At 43.1% G+C, this 25,788-nt stretch carries 26 protein-coding genes; 11 read left to right on the top strand and 15 right to left on the bottom strand.

Translation table 11 applies throughout. The annotated features are described in order from the left end of the window. Nucleotides 1–11 precede the first annotated feature (11 nt). Entirely contained in the window at nucleotides 12–761 is a 750-nt protein-coding gene (locus AB4140_RS13385; protein WP_372001290.1) for a glycosyltransferase family 25 protein, read from the top strand. 13 nt (nucleotides 762–774) lie between these two features. On the opposite strand, the gene AB4140_RS13380 is transcribed toward AB4140_RS13385, so the two are convergent. Next, nucleotides 775–1,152, bottom strand: a complete 378-nt coding sequence (locus AB4140_RS13380) for a galactosyltransferase-related protein (protein WP_372001288.1) — start codon at nucleotides 1,150–1,152, stop codon at nucleotides 775–777. Between the two features lie 32 nt (nucleotides 1,153–1,184). Next, nucleotides 1,185–1,475, bottom strand: coding sequence for a glycosyltransferase (locus AB4140_RS13375; RefSeq protein ID WP_372001324.1), 291 nt, complete (start codon nucleotides 1,473–1,475; stop codon nucleotides 1,185–1,187). A 109-nt stretch (nucleotides 1,476–1,584) separates the two neighbouring features. Between AB4140_RS13375 and coaD the strand changes: the two genes are divergently transcribed. Then, nucleotides 1,585–2,088 carry a pantetheine-phosphate adenylyltransferase gene (gene coaD, locus AB4140_RS13370; RefSeq protein ID WP_076542073.1) on the top strand — a complete coding sequence of 168 codons (504 nt, stop codon included), beginning with the start codon at nucleotides 1,585–1,587 and terminating at the stop codon, nucleotides 2,086–2,088. Nucleotides 2,089–2,176: 88 nt separating this feature from the next. Next, nucleotides 2,177–3,646, top strand: a complete 1,470-nt coding sequence (locus AB4140_RS13365) for a capsule assembly Wzi family protein (RefSeq protein WP_372001322.1) — start codon at nucleotides 2,177–2,179, stop codon at nucleotides 3,644–3,646. A gap of 140 nt (nucleotides 3,647–3,786) precedes the next feature. Here the strand turns inward: AB4140_RS13365 and mutM are convergent, their stop codons facing one another. From mutM to AB4140_RS13325, 8 genes are all read right to left on the bottom strand, one after another. Beyond that, the gene (gene mutM, locus AB4140_RS13360; protein WP_372001286.1) at nucleotides 3,787–4,599 is read right to left on the bottom strand and encodes a bifunctional DNA-formamidopyrimidine glycosylase/DNA-(apurinic or apyrimidinic site) lyase; all 813 of its coding nucleotides are present in this window, start codon (nucleotides 4,597–4,599) and stop codon (nucleotides 3,787–3,789) included. Nucleotides 4,600–4,610: 11 nt separating this feature from the next. Continuing rightward, entirely contained in the window at nucleotides 4,611–5,075 is a 465-nt protein-coding gene (locus tag AB4140_RS13355; protein WP_372001284.1) for a hypothetical protein, read from the bottom strand. Between the two features lie 124 nt (nucleotides 5,076–5,199). Next, entirely contained in the window at nucleotides 5,200–6,186 is a 987-nt protein-coding gene (moaA, locus tag AB4140_RS13350; RefSeq protein ID WP_102439337.1) for a GTP 3',8-cyclase MoaA, read from the bottom strand. A gap of 23 nt (nucleotides 6,187–6,209) precedes the next feature. Beyond that, nucleotides 6,210–8,024 carry a bifunctional molybdopterin-guanine dinucleotide biosynthesis adaptor protein MobB/molybdopterin molybdotransferase MoeA gene (locus AB4140_RS13345; RefSeq protein ID WP_102475989.1) on the bottom strand — a complete coding sequence of 605 codons (1,815 nt, stop codon included), beginning with the start codon at nucleotides 8,022–8,024 and terminating at the stop codon, nucleotides 6,210–6,212. 39 nt (nucleotides 8,025–8,063) lie between these two features. Continuing rightward, nucleotides 8,064–8,648, bottom strand: coding sequence for a molybdenum cofactor guanylyltransferase MobA (gene mobA, locus AB4140_RS13340; protein WP_372001282.1), 585 nt, complete (start codon nucleotides 8,646–8,648; stop codon nucleotides 8,064–8,066). Further along, a complete protein-coding gene (locus AB4140_RS13335; RefSeq protein ID WP_102475987.1) occupies nucleotides 8,632–9,336 on the bottom strand; it encodes an energy-coupling factor ABC transporter ATP-binding protein in 705 nt (234 codons plus the stop codon). The genes mobA and AB4140_RS13335 overlap by 17 nt, the downstream gene beginning before the upstream one ends. Before the next feature lie 2 nt (nucleotides 9,337–9,338). Beyond that, nucleotides 9,339–10,046: an ABC transporter permease gene (locus AB4140_RS13330; RefSeq protein ID WP_076542090.1), complete on the bottom strand. Its 708-nt coding sequence runs from the start codon at nucleotides 10,044–10,046 to the stop codon at nucleotides 9,339–9,341. Next, nucleotides 10,046–10,807, bottom strand: a complete 762-nt coding sequence (locus tag AB4140_RS13325) for a substrate-binding domain-containing protein (protein ID WP_372001320.1) — start codon at nucleotides 10,805–10,807, stop codon at nucleotides 10,046–10,048. The genes AB4140_RS13330 and AB4140_RS13325 overlap by 1 nt, the downstream gene beginning before the upstream one ends. A 354-nt stretch (nucleotides 10,808–11,161) precedes the next feature. Here AB4140_RS13325 and AB4140_RS13320 point away from each other — a divergent pair, with 354 nt between their 5' ends. Together AB4140_RS13320 and AB4140_RS13315 are read left to right on the top strand one after the other, a co-directional pair. Further along, nucleotides 11,162–12,544, top strand: coding sequence for a sigma-54-dependent transcriptional regulator (locus tag AB4140_RS13320; RefSeq protein WP_372001280.1), 1,383 nt, complete (start codon nucleotides 11,162–11,164; stop codon nucleotides 12,542–12,544). A gap of 21 nt (nucleotides 12,545–12,565) precedes the next feature. Continuing rightward, nucleotides 12,566–14,689, top strand: coding sequence for a cache domain-containing protein (locus AB4140_RS13315; protein WP_372001318.1), 2,124 nt, complete (start codon nucleotides 12,566–12,568; stop codon nucleotides 14,687–14,689). A 401-nt stretch (nucleotides 14,690–15,090) separates the two neighbouring features. Here AB4140_RS13315 and AB4140_RS13310 read toward each other — a convergent pair whose 3' ends face one another. From AB4140_RS13310 to AB4140_RS13300, 3 genes are all read right to left on the bottom strand, one after another. After that, a complete protein-coding gene (locus AB4140_RS13310; protein WP_102475984.1) occupies nucleotides 15,091–15,549 on the bottom strand; it encodes a GNAT family N-acetyltransferase in 459 nt (152 codons plus the stop codon). Between the two features lie 178 nt (nucleotides 15,550–15,727). Next, nucleotides 15,728–16,393 carry a 7-cyano-7-deazaguanine/7-aminomethyl-7-deazaguanine transporter gene (locus tag AB4140_RS13305; protein WP_102475983.1) on the bottom strand — a complete coding sequence of 222 codons (666 nt, stop codon included), beginning with the start codon at nucleotides 16,391–16,393 and terminating at the stop codon, nucleotides 15,728–15,730. Between the two features lie 282 nt (nucleotides 16,394–16,675). Then, nucleotides 16,676–17,977, bottom strand: coding sequence for an isochorismate synthase MenF (locus AB4140_RS13300; RefSeq protein ID WP_372001316.1), 1,302 nt, complete (start codon nucleotides 17,975–17,977; stop codon nucleotides 16,676–16,678). 401 nt (nucleotides 17,978–18,378) lie between these two features. Here AB4140_RS13300 and AB4140_RS13295 point away from each other — a divergent pair, with 401 nt between their 5' ends. From AB4140_RS13295 to AB4140_RS13285, 3 genes are all read left to right on the top strand, one after another. Next, nucleotides 18,379–19,557: an HD-GYP domain-containing protein gene (locus AB4140_RS13295; RefSeq protein ID WP_102530642.1), complete on the top strand. Its 1,179-nt coding sequence runs from the start codon at nucleotides 18,379–18,381 to the stop codon at nucleotides 19,555–19,557. A 32-nt stretch (nucleotides 19,558–19,589) separates the two neighbouring features. Then, nucleotides 19,590–20,231, top strand: coding sequence for a paraquat-inducible protein A (locus tag AB4140_RS13290; protein ID WP_102520420.1), 642 nt, complete (start codon nucleotides 19,590–19,592; stop codon nucleotides 20,229–20,231). Nucleotides 20,232–20,323: 92 nt separating this feature from the next. Next, nucleotides 20,324–20,542, top strand: a complete 219-nt coding sequence (locus AB4140_RS13285) for a hypothetical protein (protein ID WP_102439350.1) — start codon at nucleotides 20,324–20,326, stop codon at nucleotides 20,540–20,542. A 39-nt stretch (nucleotides 20,543–20,581) separates the two neighbouring features. On the opposite strand, the gene AB4140_RS13280 is transcribed toward AB4140_RS13285, so the two are convergent. Further along, a complete protein-coding gene (locus AB4140_RS13280; RefSeq protein WP_372001277.1) occupies nucleotides 20,582–21,523 on the bottom strand; it encodes a YeiH family protein in 942 nt (313 codons plus the stop codon). Nucleotides 21,524–21,809: 286 nt separating this feature from the next. Here AB4140_RS13280 and dmeF point away from each other — a divergent pair, with 286 nt between their 5' ends. After that, nucleotides 21,810–22,808: a CDF family Co(II)/Ni(II) efflux transporter DmeF gene (gene dmeF / locus AB4140_RS13275; RefSeq protein WP_372001275.1), complete on the top strand. Its 999-nt coding sequence runs from the start codon at nucleotides 21,810–21,812 to the stop codon at nucleotides 22,806–22,808. A gap of 71 nt (nucleotides 22,809–22,879) precedes the next feature. Next, nucleotides 22,880–23,224 carry a MarR family winged helix-turn-helix transcriptional regulator gene (locus AB4140_RS13270; RefSeq protein WP_372001273.1) on the top strand — a complete coding sequence of 115 codons (345 nt, stop codon included), beginning with the start codon at nucleotides 22,880–22,882 and terminating at the stop codon, nucleotides 23,222–23,224. A 173-nt stretch (nucleotides 23,225–23,397) separates the two neighbouring features. On the opposite strand, the gene AB4140_RS13265 is transcribed toward AB4140_RS13270, so the two are convergent. Beyond that, on the bottom strand, nucleotides 23,398–23,910 hold the full coding sequence (locus AB4140_RS13265; protein WP_241901072.1) for a malate synthase: 513 nt from the start codon (nucleotides 23,908–23,910) through the stop codon (nucleotides 23,398–23,400). A 202-nt stretch (nucleotides 23,911–24,112) separates the two neighbouring features. Here AB4140_RS13265 and AB4140_RS13260 point away from each other — a divergent pair, with 202 nt between their 5' ends. Further along, nucleotides 24,113–25,645, top strand: coding sequence for a DUF3612 domain-containing protein (locus AB4140_RS13260; RefSeq protein ID WP_102475979.1), 1,533 nt, complete (start codon nucleotides 24,113–24,115; stop codon nucleotides 25,643–25,645). Nucleotides 25,646–25,788 lie beyond the last annotated feature (143 nt).

Below are 25,788 nucleotides of genomic sequence, written 5' to 3'. Positions count from 1 at the left end.
CAAGACGCTTTATGAAGTTTAAAGTATTTGTCATTAATCTCGATAAAAGCGTTGAAAGAATGGCTTTTATGCAACAACAGCTTGAGCAACTCAATATTGAGTTTGAGCGAGTGCCTGCGGTATATGGTAAAGAACTGACTCAAACTGAAATTGCTACGGTTTTTGATGAGCCAAGTAATTTAGCAAAATATGACAAAGTGCTGAATGTAGGGGAAATTGGCTGCTATTTGAGCCATGTAAATTGCTGGAATATGATGCTAGATCAGCAATTGGACTTTGCGCTTATTTTAGAAGATGACTCAATTTTAAGCCCTGATTTATTATCATTATTAAAAAGCGTTAGTCATTTATCAGCTCAGTGGGACTACATTAAATTATGTCACGGCAGTAAACAAAAAGCGGTTATTGATACCCTTGAGCTTGATGATGGCTTTTCATTATCGACCTGCTTAAAACTGCCTTCTTCTACCCGTGGTCAGTTTGTGTCGTTATCTGGGGCTAAAAAGCTACTTGCAACGGCAATGCCTATTGCAAGACCTGTGGATATCGATATTCAGTATTGGTTTCAAAAGGACTTAAGATGCTTTGTTGTTCGACCTTTTCCTGTGCAAGAGGCTGACTTTGAAAGTGAAATCTGTACTTTGGGTAACCGAAACACCACTAAGAAACATCCGCTAAAACGTATTTGGCAAAAACTATGCTTTGAGATTAAGGTAAGATTTAATCGAAGCAAGCTCCCCAAATTGCCAAGCCTGCTTTAGTTTTAAGTGAATGTTAGCTTTGAGTATGTTTTTTGATGCCATTTTGACAATAAGTTAATTTCTTTGAAATGGCGTCATCATAAATTTGTTGATTTGCCTGTTCCATTTTTCGAGACAGCTCTGGATGGTACAGGTGGTAACATACTGCTAAGTGCTTTAACTGCTTTTTTGATGATCCGTCATTGATGAGGCGAATACAAAACTCCTTATCTTCAGCGCCCCAACCTACAAAGTCACAATTAAAGCCATTGACGTTTATCGCATCTTGGCGCCAAAAGCTAAAGTTACAACTAAACACGCTGTCGGCATTTTGATTTGTTTTGCTTAAGTAGTGACTTAACACATTAGAGCGAATGGCATTTTTATGGCCGCTTTGTGCAGCAAATAACACTGATAATGGCGAGATGGGTTTGTTAGACGTGATTATCTTTTGGCTAAATTTTGAGATAGCCTGACACGCTTTCCGGCGATGACTTGGTTCTTTTTCGCATTACTCAGGTGATCTTCAACAAAGCGAGGATGCAAAATAATATCGCCATCGATGCAAATAACATAGTCAGCTGTTGATGCTTGGATGGCATTATTGCGACTCTTTGCTGCTCGAAAGCCTAAATCTTCTTGCCAACAATGGATTAAAGTAAAGAGCAGCTTTTGGGCACGATAAGAGTCTATAAGTGCTTTGGTTTCTTGTTTAGAACCATCATCAGCAATAATGACTTCAGTGGGAAATATGGTAAAACACGACCAGTATCAAATCAAACTTTGATGCGAGTATTTGATACTGATAAACTAGCTGGCAATACTTTACACAGTGAATATTCAAATGCATAGACGCGCAATTTACCCAGGTACTTTTGATCCCGTTACTAATGGCCATGCAGATTTAATTGAGCGTGCGGCAAAATTATTTGGTCACGTCATTATCGGCATTGCCTCAAACCCGTCAAAACAGCCGATGTTTACCCTTGAAGAGCGTGTAGAGCAAGTTAATTTAGTGACCGCCCATTTAGACAATGTGGAAGTGGTTGGCTTTACTGGCTTATTAGTTGATTTTGCTAAAGAGCAACAGGCGAGTGTATTAGTGCGTGGCCTGCGAGCTGTGTCAGATTTTGAATATGAATTTCAATTAGCCAATATGAATCGTCGTTTAAGTCCAGATTTAGAAAGTGTCTTTTTGACCCCAGCGGAAGAAAACTCATTTATCTCTTCTACCTTGGTAAAAGAAGTTGCCCTACATGGCGGTGATGTGAGTCAATTCGTCCATCAGGATGTCGCCGCTTCTTTGCTGCAAAAAATTGCTTCAATTAAATTACAGCAGACGAAGTAATCGCCTGCTAATGCCGTTATTCATCACATCAAAACATAAGCCTAAAATGAAATCATCGCAGTCGCTATTTAAACACCGTTCATTCACAATGCGCTTTTTAGGGCTTGGCTTTGGCAGTTTATGCTTAAGTTCGGCACTTTCGGCTGCGCCTTGGGTTGATACCTCAGATATTTACCTACGGGCAGATATTCAGGCGCTGGCAGATGCTGGTGTGATCACGGTACCTATCAATACATTTCCACTGATGTGGTCGGGTATTGGAAAGGATTTATCTTCAGCAGAACCTTCATTAATGAAGCCCGCATTAGTCGATGCGTTTGCTCGAGTGAACTTTTATTATCAAAATGCTGTTGGCAATAAAGGGAACACCAGTATTACAGCAACTGCTGCGACCGATGAAGCAAGGTTTCAACACTTTGGCTCTGATTATCGTGAAAAAGCTGAACTCAAAGCCTCTTATGAATATATGGGCGAGCGCTTCGCTTATAAAGTGTCTGCTTCAGCTAACTACGATCCCCAAGATGATAAAGAATTTCGCTTAGACGACTCTTATATGGCGGTAGTATTGGGTAACTGGATTGTCACTGCAGGCAGCTTTGAGCAGTGGTGGGGGCCTGGTTTTGATTCGGGATTACACAAATCCAATAATGCCCGACCTATGCCATCACTGATGGTGAGTCGCAACAATGCTGAGGCGTTTGAAACCCCATGGCTTTCGTGGCTGGGCGCGTGGAACCTCACTGGTGGAGTAAGCATGATGGATGAAGATCGTTATGCCCCCAATGCGTTATTGTGGAATGTGCGCGGCTCAATAAAGCCATTAAGGCAATTAGAAATCGGCCTTTCTTGGACGGCGCAGTTTTGTGGTGAAGGTCAAGAGTGCGATTGGGACTCCGCCTGGAAGTCGATTACTGGTCAGCGTGATTGTCGCAATGATACGGGTAGTGGTTGCTCAAATTACGGCAATCAAATGGCGGGCTTTGATGTACGCTATTCAGATACTTTTTGGGATGTGCCTGTGGGACTTTTTCTTGAGCGCACCTGCGAAGACTCAAAAGGTGAACCGTGGCAAATAGTCGACTGCGCTAAAATGTATGGTGTAGACACCCGCTTTAGTTTTGCCTCGCAGCAATATAAGCTATTTTTTGAATATACAGATACTATGGTGTTTTGCGGTGAAGACCCGAATGCCTTTAATTGCTTCTATGAGCACAGCACCTATAAAAGTGGATCTCGAAATTATGGTCGCGCTATTGGCAGCACCTACGACAGTGATGCTCAGGTGTATGCACTGGGGTTAATTGGCCAGTTTTCAAATAGCCATGCATTTACCACTATTTTACGTTATGCCCAATTAAATAAAGATGGCGAAAGTCCAAGTCATGGCTGGGCGCCGCAGCCACCGAAAGAAGATTTACTCATGCTAGAGCTGTCTTATCGTATGCCATTATTAAGCGGCATGATGACCTTTGGTGGTAGCGTATCGCAATCAGAGTTTGAAGTGGAAGACAGCGAAATAGATGGCACTTTATATACTCGTTACCAGTATAAATTTTAATTAAGTTATTAAATTTATTGTTTTAATTTGTTCAATAAAAAGCCTCAATAGCTATACTATCGAGGCTTTTTGATTTATTGCCGCTAAATACTTTCAACCTGGAGTAAGGCTTGTTCAGCGCTATTTTACCCTCAACAATCTTATGTCTGACATAGCCCACAAAATACCGTGGTGCGTTGACCTAAACGTATTTCACTTAATAGATTGCCGCATTCAGTGCAGTTTTCGCCGCCACGGCCATAAACATGTAACTTTTGGGCGAAGTAACCGGGTTTACCATCGGCATTGGTAAAATCTTTTAAGGTGGTGCCGCCTTGTTTAATGGCTTGGGCTAAAATCTGTTTCACTTCAGCAACCAGAATTGTTAAGCGTTCAATATCAATTGAGCCAGCAGCTGCTTGAGGATGAATACCTGCGGCAAACAAGGCTTCATTGGCATAAATGTTCCCCACACCGACCACAATGTGATTGTCCATTAAACACAGTTTGATGGCCTTTTTCTTATTGGCGAGGGCATTGTGTAGTTGCACTGGATTAAAGTCTTCACACAGTGGCTCTGGGCCTAATTTTGATAGTAATGGATGTGCTTCTTCAGGTAATTCATACCATAGCCATGCACCAAAGCGCCTTGGGTCATTGAACCTCAGAATGCGGCCATTTTCTAACGCCAAATCAATGTGGTCATGTTTTTCTGCTAGGGTGTTGGCTGGTAAAATTCGCAGACTCCCAGACATACCTAGATGGACTATGGTGATCCCCGCGTCAGTATCTATCAGTAAGTACTTAGCGCGGCGACGTACATTTCGGATAGTTTGGCCGATAATATTGCGGCAAATGTCAGGCACAGGCCAACGTAACGAACCATTACGAATAATAAGGTCGCGAACGGTTTGATCGACGAGGTAGGGTGATATTCCTTGGCGAGTGACTTCAACTTCCGGTAATTCAGGCATAGGACTCTCTATTATTCTTGTGTTTGGCTGGCAATGATTGGGATGAGTTCAGTACGTAAGCTTGGCGGGATTTGGTACCAATTATCGGCGGCTGACTGCAATAACCCATACTGGGGGTAATATTGCCAAAGTTGTCCTTGTGGGGTGTGATTTATCGCAATCACTAACGATTGCGCTGCCGGTAACTGTTGGCGCTCTGCATCACTTATGCTGGTGGGGGAGATTGCTAATTGGCTCCAAGCCTCGGCTAAAGTTCTACAGTTTAAAACACTTGCAGAGCAGACCCAGTCGTTAGCGCCTTTATTAAGCCAAATATCATCGAATTGCAATTGGGTTAACTGGTTAGTTTCATCAAATAATGCTTGGGCATCATCGGGCATTTGATTGGTTTTTGAGTCGATAAAGGTTAGCACTGCCACCATGAAAACGCAGGCAATGATCAGGATGTTATTCCATTTTTTTCGAGATAAGGCCATAAACTAACGTGCTAGTGGTTGTTAGTCTTAGTGTATATCAAAGCTAGCCTTAGTGGGTAACCCTTGGTGGTTATCTGCTAAGGCTAGTTAATAAAGGCGGTTGTTTTGCGTAAGTAAAAATGGCTTAACCGCCAGTGGTGTTCATAAATCGCAGAATTTGCACGTCATCATCGGTGCCAAAGTAGTGCTCTTTGGGTTTTTGTTGAATGCCATCCAAAATCGCTTGTTTTAGCTTATCAATATTACCTGGATGCGCTCTAACAATCGCTTTTAAATCAACCGAGTTTTCATTACCTAAACACAGCAATAAACGGCCTTCGACTGTCACTCTGACGCGGTTACATTCATGGCAAAAGCTATTACTGTGGGGCGAGATAAAGCCAATATGAATACTGTGATCTGCCATTTTGAAATAACGTGCTGGCCCACCAGTGCGTTTGCTTGACGGCACTAATGGATAGCGGGCTTCAATAAGGGCTCTGACTTCTTCGCTAGAACAATGACGACTGCGTTTACGCTCATCAATAACCCCTAGTGGCATCTCTTCAATAAAGGTGATGTCTAGTTCACGATCACGGCAAAAGTCGATTAAATCTAAGATTTCATGATCGTTTTTGCCACGTAAAATCACGGCATTGATTTTGATATGCTTAAAGCCTGCGGCTTTAGCGGCATCAATACCTGCAATGACTCGTTCAACTTTACCGTTGCGAGTCATTTCAGTGAATAGCTCAGGGTTGAGGGTATCTAAGCTGATGTTCAAGCGCTTTAAACCAGCATCATGCATGGGCTGAGCAAGTTTACTTAAGCGTGAGCCATTGGTGGTCATCGATAAATCATCTAAACCAGGCAATTTACCTAATAACTCAATAAGCTTATCGCAATCGGTTCTTACTAAAGGTTCGCCGCCAGTTAAGCGGATTTTCTTTACTCCGAGTTCGGTAAAGGCTTGTGCAATCCATGCGAGTTCTTCTAAGGTAAGTACTTGCTCTCTAGGCAGAAAGCTTGGATCTTCGCTCATGCAATATACACAGCGAAAATCACAGCGGTCAGTGACCGATAAACGTAAGTACTCTACTTTTCGATTAAAACTGTCGACGATCAAACTCATGAATTAGTACATCTTATGGTTAGTTATAACAGTTCAGCAAAAGGCTGAATGAAGACTTGCTGGCCAGGCATGACGGCATCTTCGGCTTCACCGATAATAACCAGACAATTTGCCTTAACCATGGAGTTCAACATCCCTGAACCCTGTGCCCCTGTTGAGGTCACATGTAACCGTCCATCATTGCTTAACGAGTAAACACCGCGCACAAACTCTGTTCGACCTGTGCGGCTTTTTAAGATGCTATCTGTTATTGCTGGTAAATATTGTGGCTGCCAATTACTTTCGCCAGCCAGTTTACGAATTGCAGGTTGCACAAATTGTAAAAACGACACCATTACCGCCACGGGATTACCCGGTAAGCCAAAGAACAAACTGTCGTTGACTTGGCCAAAGGCTAATGGTCGACCTGGACGCATATTAATGCGCCAGAAGTTTATTTTACCAATTTTAGCCAATACTGTTTTGATGTAGTCAGCATTTCCGACAGAAACTCCACCGGAGCTGATCACAATATCGGCATCAACACTGGCTTGTTGTAGCGCAGCCGTTAATGATGCTTCGCTATCTTCAATAATGCCTAAGTCAATGACTTTACAGCCTAACTTTTGCGCCATTGATTTAATGGTGTAGCGATTAGAGTCGTAAATACAGTTGGCTTTTAACGGCTCGCCCGGTTGACTCACTTCATCGCCAGTGGAAAACACCGCCACAACCGGTTGTTTAACAACATCTGCAGAGGCTAAACCCAATGAGGCTAATAAGCCTTGTTCAGCGGCTTGTAAGCGATGACCTTTTGCTAATGCTAAGGCATCTTTGGCAATATCTTCACCTGCAAGTCTGACATGCTGACCCGCATCCACTTTGCCTTGTAATTGCACTTGGCCATCTTGTTCAACCACCAATTCACGTGCTTCGACAGTGTCAGCGCCAGTTGGCACGGTTGCGCCTGTCATAATGCGTACGGCTTCACCGGGGTTTAATGTGCCTGGATATTGGTGCCCAGCAAGCACTTCACCCATCAATTTTAATGGCGCAACTGGGTTGCTTGGGCTGTTATCAGTACTATAAGCAAAAGCATAACCATCCATTGCTGAATTGGTTTGCTGGGGCACGTTAACAGGTGAAATCGCATCGCTAGCAAGTACTCGATTTGCTGCGTCATCGATGGTGACTTGCTCACTAGCGGTAAGCGGCGTCACCATGGTCATGAGTTGCTCTAAGCCTTGGGCAACTGATAAAAATTTCTGCTCATCGCTTACAGGTGTTGCAACGGTTGGGATCGGTAAAGCCACTTCAGGCGTTTGCCACTTTTGGCTGTATTCAATCACAAAGTCGGCAATTTGGCCGACGTTATTTAAATCGAGTCGGGTTAACTCGGCCGGTGTTTCGGTGTCGTCACAACACGCGATAGCGACAATGTTTTCATCATGGGTATGGATCAGTGGCTTGCCGTGGGCGGCGCGGTGCAGCTCAATTTTAGGCAGTTGCAGCTTTTTAAAGCCCTCAACAAGCACGATATCCACTTTGTCCGTTTCAATTTGCTTTAGTAAGTGCGGTAATTGTGGGTCACCATCAACCGCATCTTCAGTCATTAATGCCCAGCGAATATGGGAGGCAACCAGCATTTGCTTCGCGCCTGCTTTACGCATTTCGTAACTGTCTTTTCCCGGAATATCCACATCAAAATTATGGTGTGCGTGTTTAATTACTGCTAAACGTAACCCACGACGATTTAATTCGGGAATAAGTTGTTTTAACAAGGTGGTTTTACCGGTGCCGCTATAGGCACAGAATCCAAGAACAGGAATACTCAGCGGATTGGAAAACGGTATACTCATAAAGACCTCATTGTTGGCTTGTTACTGTGTTGCCACAGCTTACTTGGCATTCTCGATGACAAGTTTTTGTTCAAGTGTGTTCACATTAACAAATGCATTAGGTTGATCGGCAAAGCTGGTTACAACGTGTTTTTGCTTTTCATACCATAAAAATATTTTTCGATCGCCGGCATCTAAAAAGGCCTGCATCGATTGTTTTAATTCAGGTTTTAATAACATCACCACAGGTTGGTGATGTTCGCCATCGCTGGCTACCGCGATATCAGCATCGGCTTCTTTTAACGAGGCATACATGCGATCACATAAATCTGTTGGTAGCATTGGGCTATCACAAGGCACCACTAATAATAACTCGGCATCAGTGTGCGCCATCGCGGTGACCATGCCTGCGAGTGGGCCTAAATAACCACTGTCATTGTCACTGATAACCTCAAAACCTAGCTCAGCATATTGTTGCTGGCTTCTATTGGCATTAATGATGATGCGATTCACTTGTGGCTGAACTCGCTCAATGGTGTGGCTGATCATTGGCTTATTATTGAGCTCAACTAAGCCTTTATCTATGCCGCCCATTCTTCTGGCCATGCCGCCGGCTAAAATAACGGCATCAATTTGCACTGACATATTGAAACTCCTGTGATTGTTCAACGCTAGGGATATGATTGCTGGCCACAACGTTGTTGTCAGCAATATGCCAATGCTTTTTGCACAAGGCTGTTAAGCCGCAGGTTTGATGACTACTAATAATTAGACCTGTGCCTTCTTGTTTTAATTGGTTAATCATCGCTAAAACCAGTTTTTGCGATTGCTTATCCATATTAGATATTGGCTCGTCTAGCATTAACAGTTTGGGTTGGCTTATCCAAGCTCTGGCTAGCGCTAATCGTTGGCGTTCACCGCCAGATAAATCAGTGGCATTACTGTGTAATAATGCCCCCAGCTGCGCCATATCAATAGCTTGACGAATACGCTGTTGAAGCTGCTCGGCGCTAAACTTGTCCTTTGGTAAGGCGTAGCGCAAGTTGTAGTCCACATTACCATCAAACAGGTAGGCATGTTGGTGAAGATAAACCGCTTTGCCTAGTAAGGTACTTGGTTGCCACCATTTTGGCGCGGCAAATCCTTCAGCTGTTACCTTACCTAATGACGGTTTTACGATCCCCGCTAATAGTTTCATAAGGGTGGATTTACCACTGCCATTGTCCCCTTGCAGGTATATGACATCGCCTTCACAAAAACTTAGGCTGTCAAAAGCAAACAACTTTCTTGCTTTAAATTGCACCTGAATGTTTTTCGCGGTCACTTTAACCATGATTACTGACTCCTTGGCATGGCCTTGCCACGCAGTGAGCCGATGGCAAAATTAATCACAATCGCTAAAATCAGCAGCACTAACCCAAGAGCAATCGCTTGGGCAAAGTCGCCTTTACTGGTTTCTAAGGCAATGGCGGTGGGAATATTACGGGTGTGGTGTAAAATATTGCCCCCCACCATCATTGAGCAACCCACTTCAGTCAAAATTCGGCTAAAAGCAGCAATAATGGCCAATAATAACGGTACGCGAAGTTCGCGACATACGGTCCAAATAGCACGCTGCCACGATGCGCCAAGGGTGCGGGAGGTTTCCCATGCACGGCGGTCTACACTACTAAATGCCGCTTGGGATAATGCGATAAGTACCGGGGCACAAATCATCATTTGTCCTAAGATCATTCCTTGTTGGGTAAACAACCAGCGTAAGTCGCCCATTGGCCCATTTCTGGTGAGCAGCAAATAAGCCAGTAAGCCGATCACAACTGTGGGGATTGATTGTAAGGTTTGCACAATATTGGTGACAAACCAGCGACCAGGAAATTGGTAAGATGCCAGCAAAAAGCCCAACACAATTGATGGGATCAAGGTGATGAGCAGCGCCGCAAAAGAGACGGAAAAAGATACACTTATGATAGACCATACATCAGGGTCTAACGAAAGCAGCAAGCTAAATGCTTGCTGCAGTAGGGCTAACCAGCCTTCATTCATTACTTATATGTTGCCTTAAATAATTGCTCTCCCTGAACTTTAAAGTCATTTATCATCTGTTGAGCGGCAGGGCTAATAAACCAATCGCTTAATGCTTTAGCGCCTTGATGATTCAATTCAGGGTATTTTTCTGCGTTAATTAGGATAATTTGATAAGGGTTTGCTAAATCTGCGCCGCCTTCGAATGTAATCGCTAAATCTAATTTAGCTTTATAAGCAACAAACGTTCCACGATCGGTCAGTGTATAGGCTTGCTTCTCATTTGCCATCAGTAATGTTTTACCCATACCTTGACCAATTGAAGTATAGCCTGAAAAATCTGGGCTTACCGAAGCTTGTTTCCAAATTGCGAGCTCTTTCATATTGGTGCCAGAATTATCACCACGTGAGATAAAAGTACTGTCTGATGCGGCGACTTTTTTAAATGCTTCTACCACGTCTTTGCTGCTTGCGACTTTAGCTGGATCTTCTATTGGGCCTAAAACCACAAAATCGTTTTCCATGATCCCGCGCGGGGTGGTGCCATAACCGTCATTAACAAATTTAGCTTCAGCAGCAGGCGCATGGGTCATTACCACATCGACATCTCCCTGGCTGGCAAGCTTTAATGCTTTACCGGTACCGGTTGCGATCACTTGTACTTTATACCCTGATTCAGCTTCAAATGCCGGCAAAATGGCGCGTAATAGGCCTGAATTATCGGTGCTAGTAGTGGTCGCCAGCTTGATCACTTCTTCTGCACTGGCAGTCGCACTCATCATAGTGCCACTTAATAATGTGACACTTAATACCGTGGTTAAAGCTGATTTTAGACTAAACATTTAATATTCCTTGAAAGAGATAATCACTAAAACATCATTATTTTGGTTAAAAAATAACATTTACATTAAGTTACCCTAGATACGACTCGTTACAGCAAGTTATATGCCAATGGCACTTATTTAAATGTCGATCACGACTAAATTTGAAAATGTGATCCAGATCATGTGCAAAGTCTGCTTTTACAGACATATTGTCCCAGTGACTAAATTCTGAGGGGCAAACTGACCCAGTAACAGAAATTTAGTGATACGATAAGCTTAAATCTAGTCAAAATGTCCAAAGTAGGTCCACATATGAATACGAATGAATCAAATGATAAACCGTTGCCCACTGCAGTTTCGGTATTGATTGTGGACGATGAGCCGGGAATGCGCAGTTTTCTCAAAAAGGCGTTGTCTAAAAAATTCGCCTTAGTAGAAACAGCGGCAACCATTGGTGAAGCGGAAAAACTGCGTAGCCGTGGACATTTTGATTTGCTCATTGTTGATATTCGCTTACCTGATCGCTCTGGTATCGATTGGCATGAGGCGCTAAATGAACCTGACCGCCAATCGGACATTATCTTTATGACGGGCTATGCCGATATGGATGTGGCGATTAAAGCCTTAAGAGCGGGCGCTTCAGACTTCATTATGAAGCCGTTTCATCTCGAGCAAATGATGACTTCGGTTGACCGTTGTATTGAACGAAGGTTATTAAAGCGTGAAAACTTCATGCTTCGTCGTGAGCTTTCAACTGGCCACTCAACCACCATGATTGGCAACAGCGATGCCATGATGGAAGTGAAACAAGTCATTGAACGCGTTGCGCCAACAAATGCCGTGGTGCTCATCGAAGGTGAGTCAGGTACTGGTAAAGAGCTGGTGGCAAGGCAATTACACCAGCTAAGTGGCCGCACTGGCGCATTTGTCCCAGTTAACTGTGGCGCCATTGCCCCCGAGTTGCTGAGTAGTGAACTTTTTGGCCATACCGCAGGTGCCTTTACTGGCGCGAAAGGCGCCCGTGAAGGCTTATTTAGTTTTGCGTCAGGCGGAACGATTTTCTTAGATGAAATTGGTGAAATGCCAATGAAAATGCAAACGGCACTATTGAGGGTTTTAGAGCAAAAATCTATCAGGCCCGTGGGCAGTGAAAAAGAAGTCGCCATTGATGTCAGAGTGGTGGCGGCAACAAACCGCTTGTTATCAGAAGAGGTAGCTGCTGGTAACTTCAGAAGTGATTTATATTATCGACTCAATGTACTCAATATCTTGATCCCTCCTTTACGCACACGTCCTGAGGATGTGATTGAATTAACCCATCATTTTACTTGGCAACTAGCCCGCGAGTTAGGGGTTAAAGAGGTGATTTGGAGCCATGAAGATATACAGGTACTGCAACAACATGAGTGGCCAGGGAATATTCGTGAACTGCGTAATATGATTGAGCGCTGTATTTTATTGGGTAAGCCGCCTGCAGAGTATTGGAAAAAAGCGCCAGAAACAGAAGCGATGACTCAAGCCGGTTACCCACTAAGTTGGCCACTCAAAGAAGTCGAAAAACAACATGTTATGAGCGTGGTTGATGCTAACAATGGTAATAAATCAGCCGCCGCCCGCGATTTAGGTGTTTCTCGAAAAACCCTAGATCGTAAATATAAAGAATGGTTCGATACTGAACCGGATAAGGGAGCTTAAGTCGTGTCGGTATTTCGTCAAATGTTCGGAGTCAGCTGGCAACAAATGCAGGCCAAAGTGCGCTATCGTATTTTGATCCTGACATTGCTACCCATCTTACTGACCCTGATAAGCCTAGTGTTCATCACTATTTACTGGAATATCAGTTATACCGGTAAACAGTTGTTTATGAAGGTTAAGGCTGATTTGACTGTGGCCACCAATACCCTTGAAGAGGTTCAGCGACAACAAGAAATTCAATTGCTCAATGTGAGTCAATCATGGGACTTTCAGAATGCCTTCCAGCAAATCAAGCAGGGCGACTCATCCCAGATAGACAAAATTAATCAATACCTGGAACAACAAAAGCAGTTTTTACAACTTGATATATTAAGGCTAATCAAAGTTGAGCAAGCCGCGGCCGATCCCGATTTGCGGATAATGTTACCCAAAATCCAACAGCAACAACCCTTGTCTGGTTTGATGGTGTTATCAGCCAAGCGTTTGGCTCGTCTCGACCCCGATTTAGCCAGTATCGCCCGCATTCCTATATCGGCTACTTTAAGGGCGCAAGAGCCCACCAAAAGTGAAGAAACACGTGGCATGTTAAGCCGGAGTTTATTGCCCATATTAAATGAAAATGGCCAAGTGAATTGGTATCTCGATGGTGGGATTTTATTTAATCGCAACACGGTTATAGTCGATCATATTCGAGACTTGGTGTACGACGAGGGCACCTTGCCTGAGCGCTCAATTGGTACTGTGACTATTTTTCTTGATAATGCCCGCATTAGTACCAATGTGCCTATGGATCTATTTTCGACCCATGAAACAGCGAGCCAATCGAGGGCATTAGGCACCTTAGTGTCAGAAGATGTGCGCCAGAGAGTCTTGGTTGAAGGGGAGTCGTGGGTTGACCGTGCCTTTGTATTAAATGACTGGTTTATTTCAGGCTACTCACCCCTTAAAGATATTCGTGGTAAACGTATTGGGATGATTTATTCAGGTTTTTCTGAGTCGCCTTTTATACACACCTATATTCTCAATATCCTCGAGCTTGGCACCATTTTAATGCTGGTGTTGTTGGTGTCTGGTTTCTTGGTTTATCGAGGGGCTAATAGCTTACTTGAGCCCATTGAGCGCATTCATCATGTGGTAAAAGCGGTGCAGTCAGGCCGAGACTTACGTATCGGCGAGCTGGGATTAGAGCATGATAATGAGCTATCTAATTTGGCTGAGCAATTTGACCACATGCTGGACTTACTGCAGCGGCGTAATAACCAAATTCAGCTAGCGGCAGAGCAGCTTGAAGTGAAAGTGGAGCAACGTACCCGTAGCTTGCAAGATAAAACCGAAGAGCTGCAACGTAACGTGGCCTTGCTAAATGAAACAAGACATCAACTGGTCACCAATGAAAAGTTAACCGCCTTAGGGGAGCTTACAGCCGGTATTGCCCATGAAATTAATAATCCTACCGCGGTAATTTTAGGCAATATGGAACTAATGAAGTATGAGCTTGGCAGTAAGGCTGTTGCTGTTGAAGAAGAAATTGAGTTGGTTATTCAGCAGGTAGGTAGAATAAGCACCATTATTCGCAGCTTGTTGCAGTACAGTCGCCCCGGTGAGTTTAATGCGCCGCTTGAAATGCACCCAGTGCAACCGATGATCGAAGAAATGTTAGTACTGGTTAGGCACTCGATTGAAAAGCAAGAAGTCGAACTCATCAAAGATATTAATACCCAATGCACGGTACAAGTGAATCAGCCGCAAATCTTACAAGTGCTCATTAACCTAGTGGTTAACGCTGCCCACGCCATTGAAAATAAAGGCCGAATTTGGGTCAGAGCCAATGATTGGCTTGAAAATGACGAGGTTGTCGGGGTAAAAATTGAAGTGGAAGACGAAGGCATGGGGATTAAACCTGAGCGCTTAAGCCGTATCTTCGACCCTTTTTACACTACCCGTAAAGACGGTACAGGCTTAGGCTTATCGCTCAGTTACGGCATTATTAAGCGCATTGGTGGCACCATTGAGGTGAAGTCGACCTTAGGTAAAGGTACGGTATTTACTATCGGGCTTTATCATAAGGCGAAAGAAGAACAGGAAAATAATCCCTATGATGGACTGCATTTTGAAGATAATAGCCGCGTAGATACTGACGCTTAGCTGTTTATCGTATTAGCTGCTTATAGCGTTAGTTGCATATGACATTGAATATGGATTGTTATAAGCAGTGACGACTAGATAGTCTGCGTTAGTTTCTTGGTTTGGGATTAATAGTGTAATTGAGTCAATCGCAGATAAAAAAAAGCCAGGTGATGAGCCTGGCCACTAAGAGTGTATGAGCAATGTCGTGCTTGCAGACTCAGAGGGTATTAATAGGAGATGAAGCTATTAATAAGAACTGAGTTTTGGAACGCAGATAAATAGTAATCATTATCATTTAGATTTGCAACTTGTTGATGAAATTATTTTCAACTTTACAAACCCCTTACAAATGCTCTGCAAGCTCTTTGGGGCAGTCGACTAACTTTTATCGTTCAAATCGACACTGTCTATCTTGGTTGTTAAGCTAATTCTTTATGCAAAAACAACTTGTTATCTGCCGAGTCAGTGGCTGATTCAACCTGCGTAATGTGGTATTGGTTAGTAACCAACATCGTCAGCATGGCGTTAAATTGGTTGCGAGTTTTAACTTCAAGGCGTTGATAACCTTGCTCTGTCGCCCACTTTTCTTGGTACTCGAGCATAGATTTTGCTAAACCAAGTTGCCTGAAATCAGCATCAACTCCGCCAAGCCAGCTGTAAAAACGCTGATTATCGAGCTGATATCCTATTTTAAACCCAGCAAGTTCACCTTCAACATAAGCTAATAAAATCAAACAAGCTTGATTGTCTAATTTGCTATGTAATGATTCGACAGTTTGAGCGCGATCGAGTTCGTTAATGCGGGCACTGATAGCGGCAATATGAATAGCCACCTCAGCACTTAGCTCAGTATGAGCTTCAATTTGGATAGTTAGCATGTAAGGTTACTTTTGGTCGGGCCATGCCGCCTCAATATCAGAACGGCTGATATTGAGCTGACAACAGCAAAAATATGGCCGCATATTAACTCATCGTACCAGTTAATAATGCGGCATAGCTTAAAAACTCACTAGAAAGTGTGCTTTGTCAGCAGTGACTCGCGGTGATTTAGTAACATTAGAGCGCAGTCGAGGTGCGGGTTGTATCAGATAAAACCAACCTATCGGTGAGCACTTTCAGTAATACCCCATATGCAGGTAAAAATAACCCTAAGCTAACCATAAGTTTAAAGGCGTAATCGACAGTGGCTATTTCAGGCCAGTGATTTGCCATAAATGGGTCTGAAGAGGCGTAAAATGCAATACTGAAAAACACGACAGTATCAACCAAGTTACCAAATAGAGTCGATGCGGCAGGGGCTACCCACCAGGCTTTAGCTTTACGCAATTTAGCAAATACAGTGATATCCATTAACTGTCCGACTAAGTAAGCCACAAAGCTGGCAAGTGCGATACGGAACACAAATTGATTCCACTGGGCTAATGAATCAGCGCCTTGGAAAACCCCTTGATGGAAAATCACCCCCATGACATAGGAGATCACCAATGCAGGTAACATGGCTTTGAAAATAATACTGCGAGCCGCTTGTTGGCCAAATATTCTGACGGTTAAATCTGTGGCTAAATAGACAAAGGGAAAGCTAAACGCCCCCCAAGTGGTGTGATAACCAAAAATCTGAAACGGGAGTTGTACCAAATAGTTGCTTGCGCAAATAATGATGATATGAAAACTGACAAGAAACATCAGTGCACGGCGACATTGCGCCTGAGAGAGCATTAACATGTTATGGCCTTTTTTATTGGGTTAGACGGGGTGAGGGAACCCGTATATGTATGTACTTGGCGTTGCTGATTATATATTTTAGCTGACTTTAACTTGCTCAAAGAGTTTATTGAGTGGTGTCATTTTCGCCAAGGAGGACGCATTATAGTGAGCAAAAAATAAGATGCAACTAGCAAGGGAGCGCAAATGCGCTATTTGTGACTAAAACCCAGCCGTCAGCGGCACATTTATGTGCAGAAAGACTTTTAAGTGATTGTTTAATTGGTTGATTATTTAGTTGGGTTACAGCTCAACTAAAATGGACAAAATAGTGGTGAGTTTATTTTCTAATTCTTGCCATTCAGCCAGTGGATCTGAACCGGCAACAATCCCCGCGCCAGCAAACAGATTAATTCGCCCTGGTTCAATTAAGGCGCAGCGAATGGCCACAGAAAACTCACTCTCGTACTTATTTAAATAACCACATGCGCCCGCATACCAGCCGCGATTATAGCCTTCACGTTGACGGATAAAGTTTAATGCTGATTCTCGCGGTAACCCGCCCACGGCAGGGGTTGGGTGTAAACCTTGAAGTAATTGAAAGTCATTAACACCGGCTTTTAATTCAGCGCGAATAGAGCGATGTAAGTGCTGAATATGAGTTAATTTAAAAATTTTGGCCGACTCATCCGCACCAACGTAATGGCTTAATGGCGTGAGTACATCAACAATTTGCTGCCTAACCAGTTGGTTTTCATTGCTGTTTTTACTGTCTTCTAGTAGCTGATTGGCAAGAAAATCATCTTCTTCTTGGTTTAAACCACGCACAGTCGTTCCGGCAAGGGCTTCGGTAAATAACTCTTTTTGGCGGCGTAAGTATAAACGCTCAGGCGAGCATGAAATAAAGGTGCGCTCAGGGCTAAATTGAAACCCAAATTGAAAGCTGTAGGGGTTGCGCCCTTGCCAGCAGGCTAATACCATCCAAGGATCGACCACATCATTAATTTCTAACTGAGTTTGGCGCGATAGCACCACTTTAGGGGTGGTGGCATTAAATTTAGGGTTAGTCACTTGCTCAACCAATTCTTTCCAGCGTGGGTAATTTGGCAAGTCACTGCGGCCCATTAAAGGCAGTTTATTAGGTGGTGACAATGGTTTGGCTGGTTTGAGCTGATTGATGGCTTCAATGGCCGCATTACACTCATCATCTTGACTATTACCTTCAAAATTTAAATTTACTAAAATTTTGATGATGTTGTCATGACGGCGCAGTTCTATGCGAGGCAGTACAAAGCGAGTGCGGCCAAATTCAGGCCAGCATTCTACGGTGCGGTCAAAGGCGACGCCGCCGTAGTAGCGAATATCTTGATTACTGCTTTTTCCACGCTGGGATTGGTAAATCGATGCCAGTAGCTCGTCATTAATTTCTTGTTCTTGCTTGAAGTCTTTGCAGGCGCCTACAGCGGCCACTTCTTCTTGTTTGTCACGGGCATGCCAATATATGCGTGGATATTGAGTTTGCGCCCCTAACCAAGATAATAACGGCAAGGATTTAGCTTCTACTGAGACCTGCACAATCGGCTCTTTGACGTGAGCCAACTTCATAGCGTGTAACTTTTTGATTAACTCGTTAAAGTGCTCAAAAAAAATATGACCAGCCAATGCAGACTCCAGAGTCAATATCTCAAATAATTGAAATGAAAAAGCGTAAAAGGATTTATATGAATTATGCCTTAAGTTAGTTAAGGGTTCAAAAACTGTCAATCTTCAGGCATCGATGCTGTGATCATAATGGCTTATATCATCAGTTACTAGGCTGTTTTTAAACTTACTTATCATTGGCTGCGTTATTTTTACATGAGCTTACACTTTGCTATATTTATTTTAGTTAATTTTGCTTAAAAAGGATAAAATGCATTTTTAATAATTACATGTCGGGCACATAAAACTCAACATGTTAGCAATTATTTACATGATATTAAGGTTTTTAGGAGAGTTCCCCATCAATGACGGTATTACCTGAGTCCCAAGACATTATCCGTATTCCGGTAGAGCGCTTAAGTCTGGGGATGTTTGTGGTGGCGATTGATCGCAATGATAGCAAAGTGGCGATTAGTAATGCTGGGCAGATCAAGCATAAAGACGCCATGGTAAAGCTTGCCAAAGCCGGTATTAAAACCGTATGGGTTGATGTTGAGCGTTCAGCTGATGGCTGCGGTTTAAAGAAAAAGCCCAATTCCCCACTGGTAAAAAAGATAACCAACACCCGAGAATATAAACAAACTCAAGCTAAAAAAATCCTCACTGAAGCAAAAACATTAGTGCGTAAAGTATTGTCTGAAACCTACCAAGGCAAGGCTGTCGAGGTGGCTCCTTTTGAAGATGTTGCCGACAAGATGCTTGAGTCGGTGATGGATGATGCCGATGCACTTAGGTGTGTATCAGCATTAAGAACCAAAGACGCTTATTTGCTTGAGCATTCAGTTAACGTGGCATTTTTGCTAGTGACCTTTGGTAAGCACCTAGGTCTTGATGCATCACTGCTTAAAGAGCTTGCTGTGGGTGGGATCTTGCATGATATTGGCAAGGTGCAAGTGGATAACAAAATACTCAACAAGCCAGGTAAATTAACGGCAGAAGAGTTTGAACTTATCAAGATGCATCAGGTGTATGCCATCGACATCATGAGTGATACCCAAGAGATATCTCAGGTGAGTAAAGATGTGTGTTTGATGCACCATGAAAAGCTTGATGGCAAAGGTTACCCCAAAGGCCTTAAAGGCGACGAGATCCCGCAACATGGGCGTATGAGTTGTATTGTGGATATTTATGATGCACTTACCGCGACCCGCTGCTACAAAGAAGCCATGAGCCCAGCTGCTGCATTTAAAATTTTAATGAGTTTGACCCCGTTCCATCTTGATCAAACATTGGTGTACGAATTTATCCGCTGTGTGGGCATTTACCCTGTGGGCTCATTAGTGCAACTGTCTGATGAACGTGTGGGCATTGTATGGGAGTCAGCAGGCAGAGATGCGTTACATCCAGTGGTAAAATGCTTTTATTCACAAAAGCATCAGCGCTATACCGAAGTTACCTTAGTTGATTTACGCAAATGTAACCTCAATATTGACCGCGGTGTATCGCCACGGTCATTAGCTGTGGACCCAAGCCCTTTTTATTAGCCAATACCAATCTCAATACCATGGAGTTGTAGATGAAGTCGCTACTGAGCATTGTTGTGATAATCCTGTCGTTGGCGCTATTAATTCCCGGGGTGACTCAACCCATTTTGACCATCCAAGGCTCCATCGAAAAGTCGGAGTTAGTTGAAGCCGGCGTGACCATGTTTACCGAAAGCTTATCTGAAGATAACCGCAGTAATGCCCGCAGTATGCTGGATATGGCGGTGAGTATGCTCGGGTTTGATAATATTGAAGGAGAGGTAGAGGTTTTTTATAAAACCCGCAGTATTGTTGATACCGTCAATGAGTTATATCAATCCAATAATATTTTAGTTGCAGCATTAGTGGGTTTATTCAGTATCGTTTTTCCGGCGATTAAGTTACTGACTATGTTGATGGTCAATCTGCCAATATTTAAGCCGTTGCAATATGGATTAATGAGATTCATTGGTGCGATTGGAAAGTGGTCAATGGCAGATGTATTTGTGGTGGCGCTAATCATAGTTTATATGGCGGGCAATGCTTCTGCCGGTATGGGCGAACTATTGACAACCACTGCCCACTTTGAAATAGGCTTTTATTATTTTAGTGCTTATTGTGTGTTTTCAATTGCCAGTCATTGGTTAATGGCCAGTAGCGTTAACAAGCGTCATACCAGTAAACCGTCGCGTTAATTGTATAACATAGTAAAAATAGATATTGGCGGCTTAAACTGACAGTTCCGATAATAACCTTTCATATTCAGAAAGGTTGTTATCTCATTATTATGTTTCGGCTGCTAAATTCAAAAATCATTAAAGCCTGCGCGATAGTTTGCCTGTGCATTATTGCCATTGTTGCCTCGGTGCAAACAACGGGTTTAACCCGCGCTGTGATTGAGCTACTAGCATTTAGTGGCCTGATTGCACTGGCGTTAGCTAAACCTGATATTCAGCAAGAACAGTCAGAGGTTATTAAGCAGCAGAATAACCAACAAGACCTTTAACAGCATTTCGCACAGACATTGCCGCAACAGCTACTCAAGTTAATCTCCCGTCAATAAAATATACCCAAGTGATGTACTGCCAATCGCCAGCCATAATATGATCCCCAACATTAACGGTTTTGGCCCATTAGCGCGCATTTTACTGACCGTGATACCAGCGCCAATTAAAAACAAACACACAATAAGCAACTGCTTGGATACGCTAAACAGCACGTTATAAACGGGCTGGCCTTGTGGAATAAAGTAAGCAATAAGAATGGCTAAGCAATAAAAGCCAATAAAATACGGGATAGATATTTTTGATTTATCACCGTCAAAAATTATTGCACTCAATAACGCGATAGGAATGATCCAAAGCGCTCTAGCCAGTTTAATGGTAGTGGCGGTTTTAAGGGCTTCATCACCATAAGCAGAGGCGGCGCCAACCACAGATGAAGTATCGTGAATGGCAATCGCACTCCAAACACCAAAATCATATTGGCTAAGTGATAACGCATGGCCAATGGTGGGAAATAAAAATAATGCAGCAGAGTTGAGTAGGAAAATACATGCCAGTGAAACCGCAATTTGATCGTTCTTAGCATTAATAGCAGGCGCGACTGCGGCTATCGCGCTACCGCCACAAATCGCTGTGCCGCAACTGATTAAATGGCCCGTCTTAACTTCTAATTTCATTAATCGGGTTAAACCAATGCCGAGCATGAGTGTAAAAAAAATAGAGCCGACGATTAAGCCAAGATTATGACTACTGGCAGCAAGCGCTTCAGGTAAATTAATTCCAAAACCTAAACCAACAATTGAATAGGCTAATAACTTTTTAGTGAGCTTATTTAAGTCAATATGGCTTGGCACCATGCCAATACAGGCAAGGGTGAAACCCATTAGCAAGGCAACAGGAGAAGAGATAACAGGCGTTAAGCAAACTAAGCCAACAACAATAAATAGCCACAGTTTAAAGCGCGAAGAAAAAGCAGTTGTCATGAGGCTTTGATGATCTCTGAAATTAAATGTTGCAGCGGTTTATGGCGATTTTTTGTAAAAGCCGTCACCAAATCTGCCCGAAGCGTCGATGCTTGAGTGTAACAACTAGATTGCCATGGCACGATTAAATTGAACTGAAAGTTTTTAATTATGCTGCATTTCAACGGCTACCTGTTGTTAATCGCCGCTAAAATCACAGCTTTATTGTTCACGAGTATATTGACATTGCTTGATGGTCAAAATACTATTTATGACAAATAGTTTGATTGTCAAACAAAGGTGGCTTTTGAAATTTTTAAATCAACATCATCATCAATTTAGTTCGTTGCACAATAAAGGTGAGAAGCGCACCCTGTACGTGTTGATCTTAACCGTTACCGCTATGGTGGTTGAAATTGTCGCCGGTACGATTTACGGTTCAATGGCCTTACTAGCCGATGGTTGGCACATGGGCACACATGCTGCGGCGTTTTGTATCACCTTATTTACTTATCGCTATGCCAGAAAACATGCTGGCAGTGATAAATTTTCCTTTGGTACTGGCAAGGTCAGTGTATTAGGTGGTTACACCAGTGCGATAGTGCTTGGGGTAGTGGCGTTATTGATGATGGCAGAGTCGATTCACCGTCTGTTTAATCCGCAAAATATTCAATTTAATGAAGCGATTATGGTGGCCTTTATTGGTTTGGCGGTAAATGTTGTCAGCATGTTCTTGCTTGGCGATCATCATCATGGCCATGATCATTCCCACGGGCATGCTCATTCCGATAGCCACTCACATCATCATTCACATCAGCACTCACATAACCATTCCCGCGATGAAACCGCGCAAGCAGAACATCAGCATGATCACCAACATAAGCCGCATCACGATCACAACTTAAGGGCGGCATATTTACATGTGTTAGCCGATGCATTGACCTCAGTACTGGCTATTGTGGCGCTTATTTTTGGTAAGTTTTATGGCTGGAACTGGCTTGATGCGGTAATGGGTATGGTGGGCGCTGTGGTGATTTGTAAGTGGACCTTAGGGCTATTAAAGCAAACTAGCCCAGTGTTACTGGATGAAAATATTGATCAGCATTATCGTCAGGCGATAACACAAGCATTACAGCCCTTTGCCAGCATCAAAGATATGCATATATGGAAAATCAGTGGCGATCATTACTCGGCGGCTATCATTCTTGAGTCTCATGTTGATAAAAGCATTGCTGAATACAAACAATTATTGGCGAATTTTGATAAAATTAATCATCTCACCCTTGAGGTTCATCCTGTTAAATAATGAAAAATCTACAAAACCTAAATCACTTACTAACTGAATTTTACGATAAGATGGCTTCTTGGGAGCAATCGGTGGTAAAAGAAACTGGCTATTCACTGGCGCAAACCCATACCATTGAAGTGTTGGGCAATCATGGTCCTTTACGCATGAAGGAGTTGGCGCAAAAGCTGGCGATAACCACTGGCACCTTAACTGTTCAGGTGGATAAATTAGTCCAAGCTCAGCTAATTGAACGCTGCGCTCACCCCGATGATAGACGTTCGATAGTGGTGGTGTTAACAGAAGCCGGGCAAGTGATTCATCGCCAGCATAATCAATTACATTTAGATTTAGTGGCTGACTTGAGCCGCAATATCGACCCAGAACATCTACAGGTTTTACAAAGCTGCTTAGCAAAGATGAACCAAGAGTTTTAGGGTTTACTTAACTCTGGCATAGCTCTAAACTCGGTGTGGCTTGAATCTGGCTTAAAGCTTGAGTTTAGTTTTAGTACAAATGCCAGAAACAAAAAAGTCCAAGTTGTATGAATACAGCTTGGACTTTTTTAATGGGCTATTTTTGCTATCTTAAGCGATATAGAGAGTAACAATTAACGCTGATGCATAGCGTAGTCACTGCCATCTTTGGCGGTAAACACTTTGCAGTTACCTTCAGTTGGTAAACAACGTGAATGCAGCATGCTTACCCATTGCTTGTAAGGTGTCGGTAAATTCTTAATCGGCAGTGCCACTTGAATATCTTCAATATGCGCTGGGTCGTTAGCACCCAGTTCACCGTTTCGGTCAAAGCTCACTTCAACATGGGTATCGTTATTTTTTAACACGATAGATGTTGGGTCACTTTTATGACCAGTTAACGCCACAAATTGACAAGGATTTTGCAATCCACATTGGCTGCCATCTTTCATAAATGCTAGCAGATGAGTGTAGTAAATCACGTAGCTACTTACATCGGCATGAGTCCCGCTAGCCAATGGAAAGTTATTATCTAAAAATATTTTCGCGTTGGTGATTTTATCTGCATTAGTGCTGGTGGCCACAATTTGTTCTTCAATGAAGCTGTTAAGGTCGTGAGCGGCTGTGTTGTGGTTCATAGTAGTCATAATCATAACCTTATCCTCTTCGTTTGATGTCGGCACTTGCTGGTTGTTTTCAGCAATTAATGCCCTGCGTACTGGTTTAACATTTACTGGCTTAAACGGGTTTTGTTAAAACAAACACTGTTTCCCGATTGCTTAATTTGTAGTCTAGTGTATTTTTCACTACAATTTCACAATAAAAATTTTACACTGTGAATTTTACAAAATGCGCAATGATCAAAGCTTGATGAGAAAGTCACATTTCCTTGGCACTAAGATTCGTAATTTACGTAAACGCAATCACCTGACCATGGAAGATTTATCCGCTCGATGTATTCGAGTGGATTCCAGCTCGGCGCCGTCAGTGTCGTACCTTTCGATGATAGAGCGCGGTAAACGTGTCCCCAGTGCAGGAATGCTGGCCGTGATCGCAACCGTGTTTCAAAAAGATGTGGAATGGTTTTTAGATGACATGCCAGAAGAGCAGTCAATCACCCCTGAAAAAGGCCGTCATGGCGGTGTTAGCGGCATGCCGCTTGAGCCTAGTTTCTTGTTTTCAAATGATATATTGCAAATTGCCATTCCAGAAATGTTATCGCAAACAGGTACATCAGGCAGGCAATTTGCCCAGTTACTTATTCGCGCCCATCAAGAGCATCATCAAAATCACTTCCCAGATTTAGAACGAGCCGCTGAAGATATTGGTAAAAAACAACTGCCTCTAGCGGCTGAAGAAATGCTTAATATCGCTAAAAGTATGGGGCTTAAAATCAAGTGGATTGATGAAATCCCCACAGAAGTGATCGATGAAACTGGCGCAAGTTCAGCCCGATTAACCACCTCATTTTTTGAGCCGCCAGCGACGATTTATATTAATAAAGCCCTGAAAGCCAATGTACCGCGATTAAAATATGACTTGGCGGTGCATATTGGCCATTGTGTTTTACACAATAAAGATGGCCTTAAAAGTGTGATGACCTCAGGGCGTCGGGTAGAAATTGATGATGACAGCTCAATGCAATCAAATACCCTTAATGCTCAAGATATTTTGCATGCATGGCGTGATTTTGAATCGAGCTTTTTTGCTGGCGCTTTATTATGTCCCAAGGTGCCATTTAGACAATTACTCGACCGTCATGGCTATGAAATTGCGGTACATAAACAACTGCAAGTGTCAGCATCAGTGGCAATGCGCCGCATGACGGTAGTGTCACCTTATCCACACTGGCATTACTTTGATGCCTATGCGCCAGGAAAGCTAAAAGCGGTTTATCGTGGCAATGGTATTCCACTGCCGTGGGGCAATATGCGCATTGTTGAAGATCCATGTCATCACTGGGCAGTGTTTAGAAAAATTAATGAACCTAGCACTGATGGCACCTCGGCGCAGATCTCGATTTTAAATGTCGGTAACGAGCCGCGAATTTACTGTTGCGAATCAATCAAAGTTGATGATTCTGCAGGCAATCCACATGTGCTATGTGCGGGCATTGATCTCAACCCTGCCATTGAAGCCCAAGGCAAGGATGCAAAATCCATTACCGCCGATTTAAAGAAAGCCTGTGTTGATAATGGCGGTTTGGTGGCCATTCCAAAACACATCAAAGCTGATTTAACCAGTGTGGCTAAAATTCTGAATATCAATTGGATTGAGCGCGGCATAGACAATGATGCTCGGGTGATTTGCTCTCGCGGCGCCGTGTGTCCACGCCAGCCAAGCTGCTACGCTGCGGGTAAAGCCTTGTGTGAAGAAAGCTAGCGCTGTTGTTAATAGGCGTCAAATTCTCTGCAAAGGGCAATTTGACCGCTTTAGCTAGCACTTGCAGATTCACTTGAGTGATAAATCAATTAGGTGACTGTTTACAAATACTTTTGTTCTGATACTTTTGTTCTGATATTGTT

The organism is Shewanella sp. 10N.286.51.B2, from assembly GCF_041469265.1.
Lineage (GTDB): Bacteria > Pseudomonadota > Gammaproteobacteria > Enterobacterales > Shewanellaceae > Shewanella.
This window is presented reverse-complemented; position numbering and strand designations above follow the sequence as displayed.

What these genes read in the sequence shown, in the direction of transcription:
- AB4140_RS13385 (WP_372001290.1), top strand. Translation starts at nt 12, where the DNA reads ATGAAGTTTAAAGTATTTGTCATTAATCTCGATAAAAGCGTTGAAAGA.
- coaD (WP_076542073.1), top strand. Translation starts at nt 1,585, where the DNA reads ATGCATAGACGCGCAATTTACCCAGGTACTTTTGATCCCGTTACTAAT.
- AB4140_RS13365 (WP_372001322.1), top strand. Translation starts at nt 2,177, where the DNA reads ATGCGCTTTTTAGGGCTTGGCTTTGGCAGTTTATGCTTAAGTTCGGCA.
- mutM (WP_372001286.1), bottom strand. Translation starts at nt 4,599, where the DNA reads ATGCCTGAATTACCGGAAGTTGAAGTCACTCGCCAAGGAATATCACCC.
- AB4140_RS13355 (WP_372001284.1), bottom strand. Translation starts at nt 5,075, where the DNA reads ATGGCCTTATCTCGAAAAAAATGGAATAACATCCTGATCATTGCCTGC.
- moaA (WP_102439337.1), bottom strand. Translation starts at nt 6,186, where the DNA reads ATGAGTTTGATCGTCGACAGTTTTAATCGAAAAGTAGAGTACTTACGT.
- AB4140_RS13345 (WP_102475989.1), bottom strand. Translation starts at nt 8,024, where the DNA reads ATGAGTATACCGTTTTCCAATCCGCTGAGTATTCCTGTTCTTGGATTC.
- mobA (WP_372001282.1), bottom strand. Translation starts at nt 8,648, where the DNA reads ATGTCAGTGCAAATTGATGCCGTTATTTTAGCCGGCGGCATGGCCAGA.
- AB4140_RS13335 (WP_102475987.1), bottom strand. Translation starts at nt 9,336, where the DNA reads ATGGTTAAAGTGACCGCGAAAAACATTCAGGTGCAATTTAAAGCAAGA.
- AB4140_RS13330 (WP_076542090.1), bottom strand. Translation starts at nt 10,046, where the DNA reads ATGAATGAAGGCTGGTTAGCCCTACTGCAGCAAGCATTTAGCTTGCTG.
- AB4140_RS13325 (WP_372001320.1), bottom strand. Translation starts at nt 10,807, where the DNA reads ATGATGAGTGCGACTGCCAGTGCAGAAGAAGTGATCAAGCTGGCGACC.
- AB4140_RS13320 (WP_372001280.1), top strand. Translation starts at nt 11,162, where the DNA reads ATGAATACGAATGAATCAAATGATAAACCGTTGCCCACTGCAGTTTCG.
- AB4140_RS13315 (WP_372001318.1), top strand. Translation starts at nt 12,566, where the DNA reads ATGTTCGGAGTCAGCTGGCAACAAATGCAGGCCAAAGTGCGCTATCGT.
- AB4140_RS13310 (WP_102475984.1), bottom strand. Translation starts at nt 15,549, where the DNA reads ATGCTAACTATCCAAATTGAAGCTCATACTGAGCTAAGTGCTGAGGTG.
- AB4140_RS13305 (WP_102475983.1), bottom strand. Translation starts at nt 16,393, where the DNA reads ATGTTAATGCTCTCTCAGGCGCAATGTCGCCGTGCACTGATGTTTCTT.
- AB4140_RS13300 (WP_372001316.1), bottom strand. Translation starts at nt 17,977, where the DNA reads ATGAAGTTGGCTCACGTCAAAGAGCCGATTGTGCAGGTCTCAGTAGAA.
- AB4140_RS13295 (WP_102530642.1), top strand. Translation starts at nt 18,379, where the DNA reads ATGACGGTATTACCTGAGTCCCAAGACATTATCCGTATTCCGGTAGAG.
- AB4140_RS13290 (WP_102520420.1), top strand. Translation starts at nt 19,590, where the DNA reads ATGAAGTCGCTACTGAGCATTGTTGTGATAATCCTGTCGTTGGCGCTA.
- AB4140_RS13285 (WP_102439350.1), top strand. Translation starts at nt 20,324, where the DNA reads ATGTTTCGGCTGCTAAATTCAAAAATCATTAAAGCCTGCGCGATAGTT.
- AB4140_RS13280 (WP_372001277.1), bottom strand. Translation starts at nt 21,523, where the DNA reads ATGACAACTGCTTTTTCTTCGCGCTTTAAACTGTGGCTATTTATTGTT.
- AB4140_RS13265 (WP_241901072.1), bottom strand. Translation starts at nt 23,910, where the DNA reads ATGACTACTATGAACCACAACACAGCCGCTCACGACCTTAACAGCTTC.
- AB4140_RS13260 (WP_102475979.1), top strand. Translation starts at nt 24,113, where the DNA reads ATGCGCAATGATCAAAGCTTGATGAGAAAGTCACATTTCCTTGGCACT.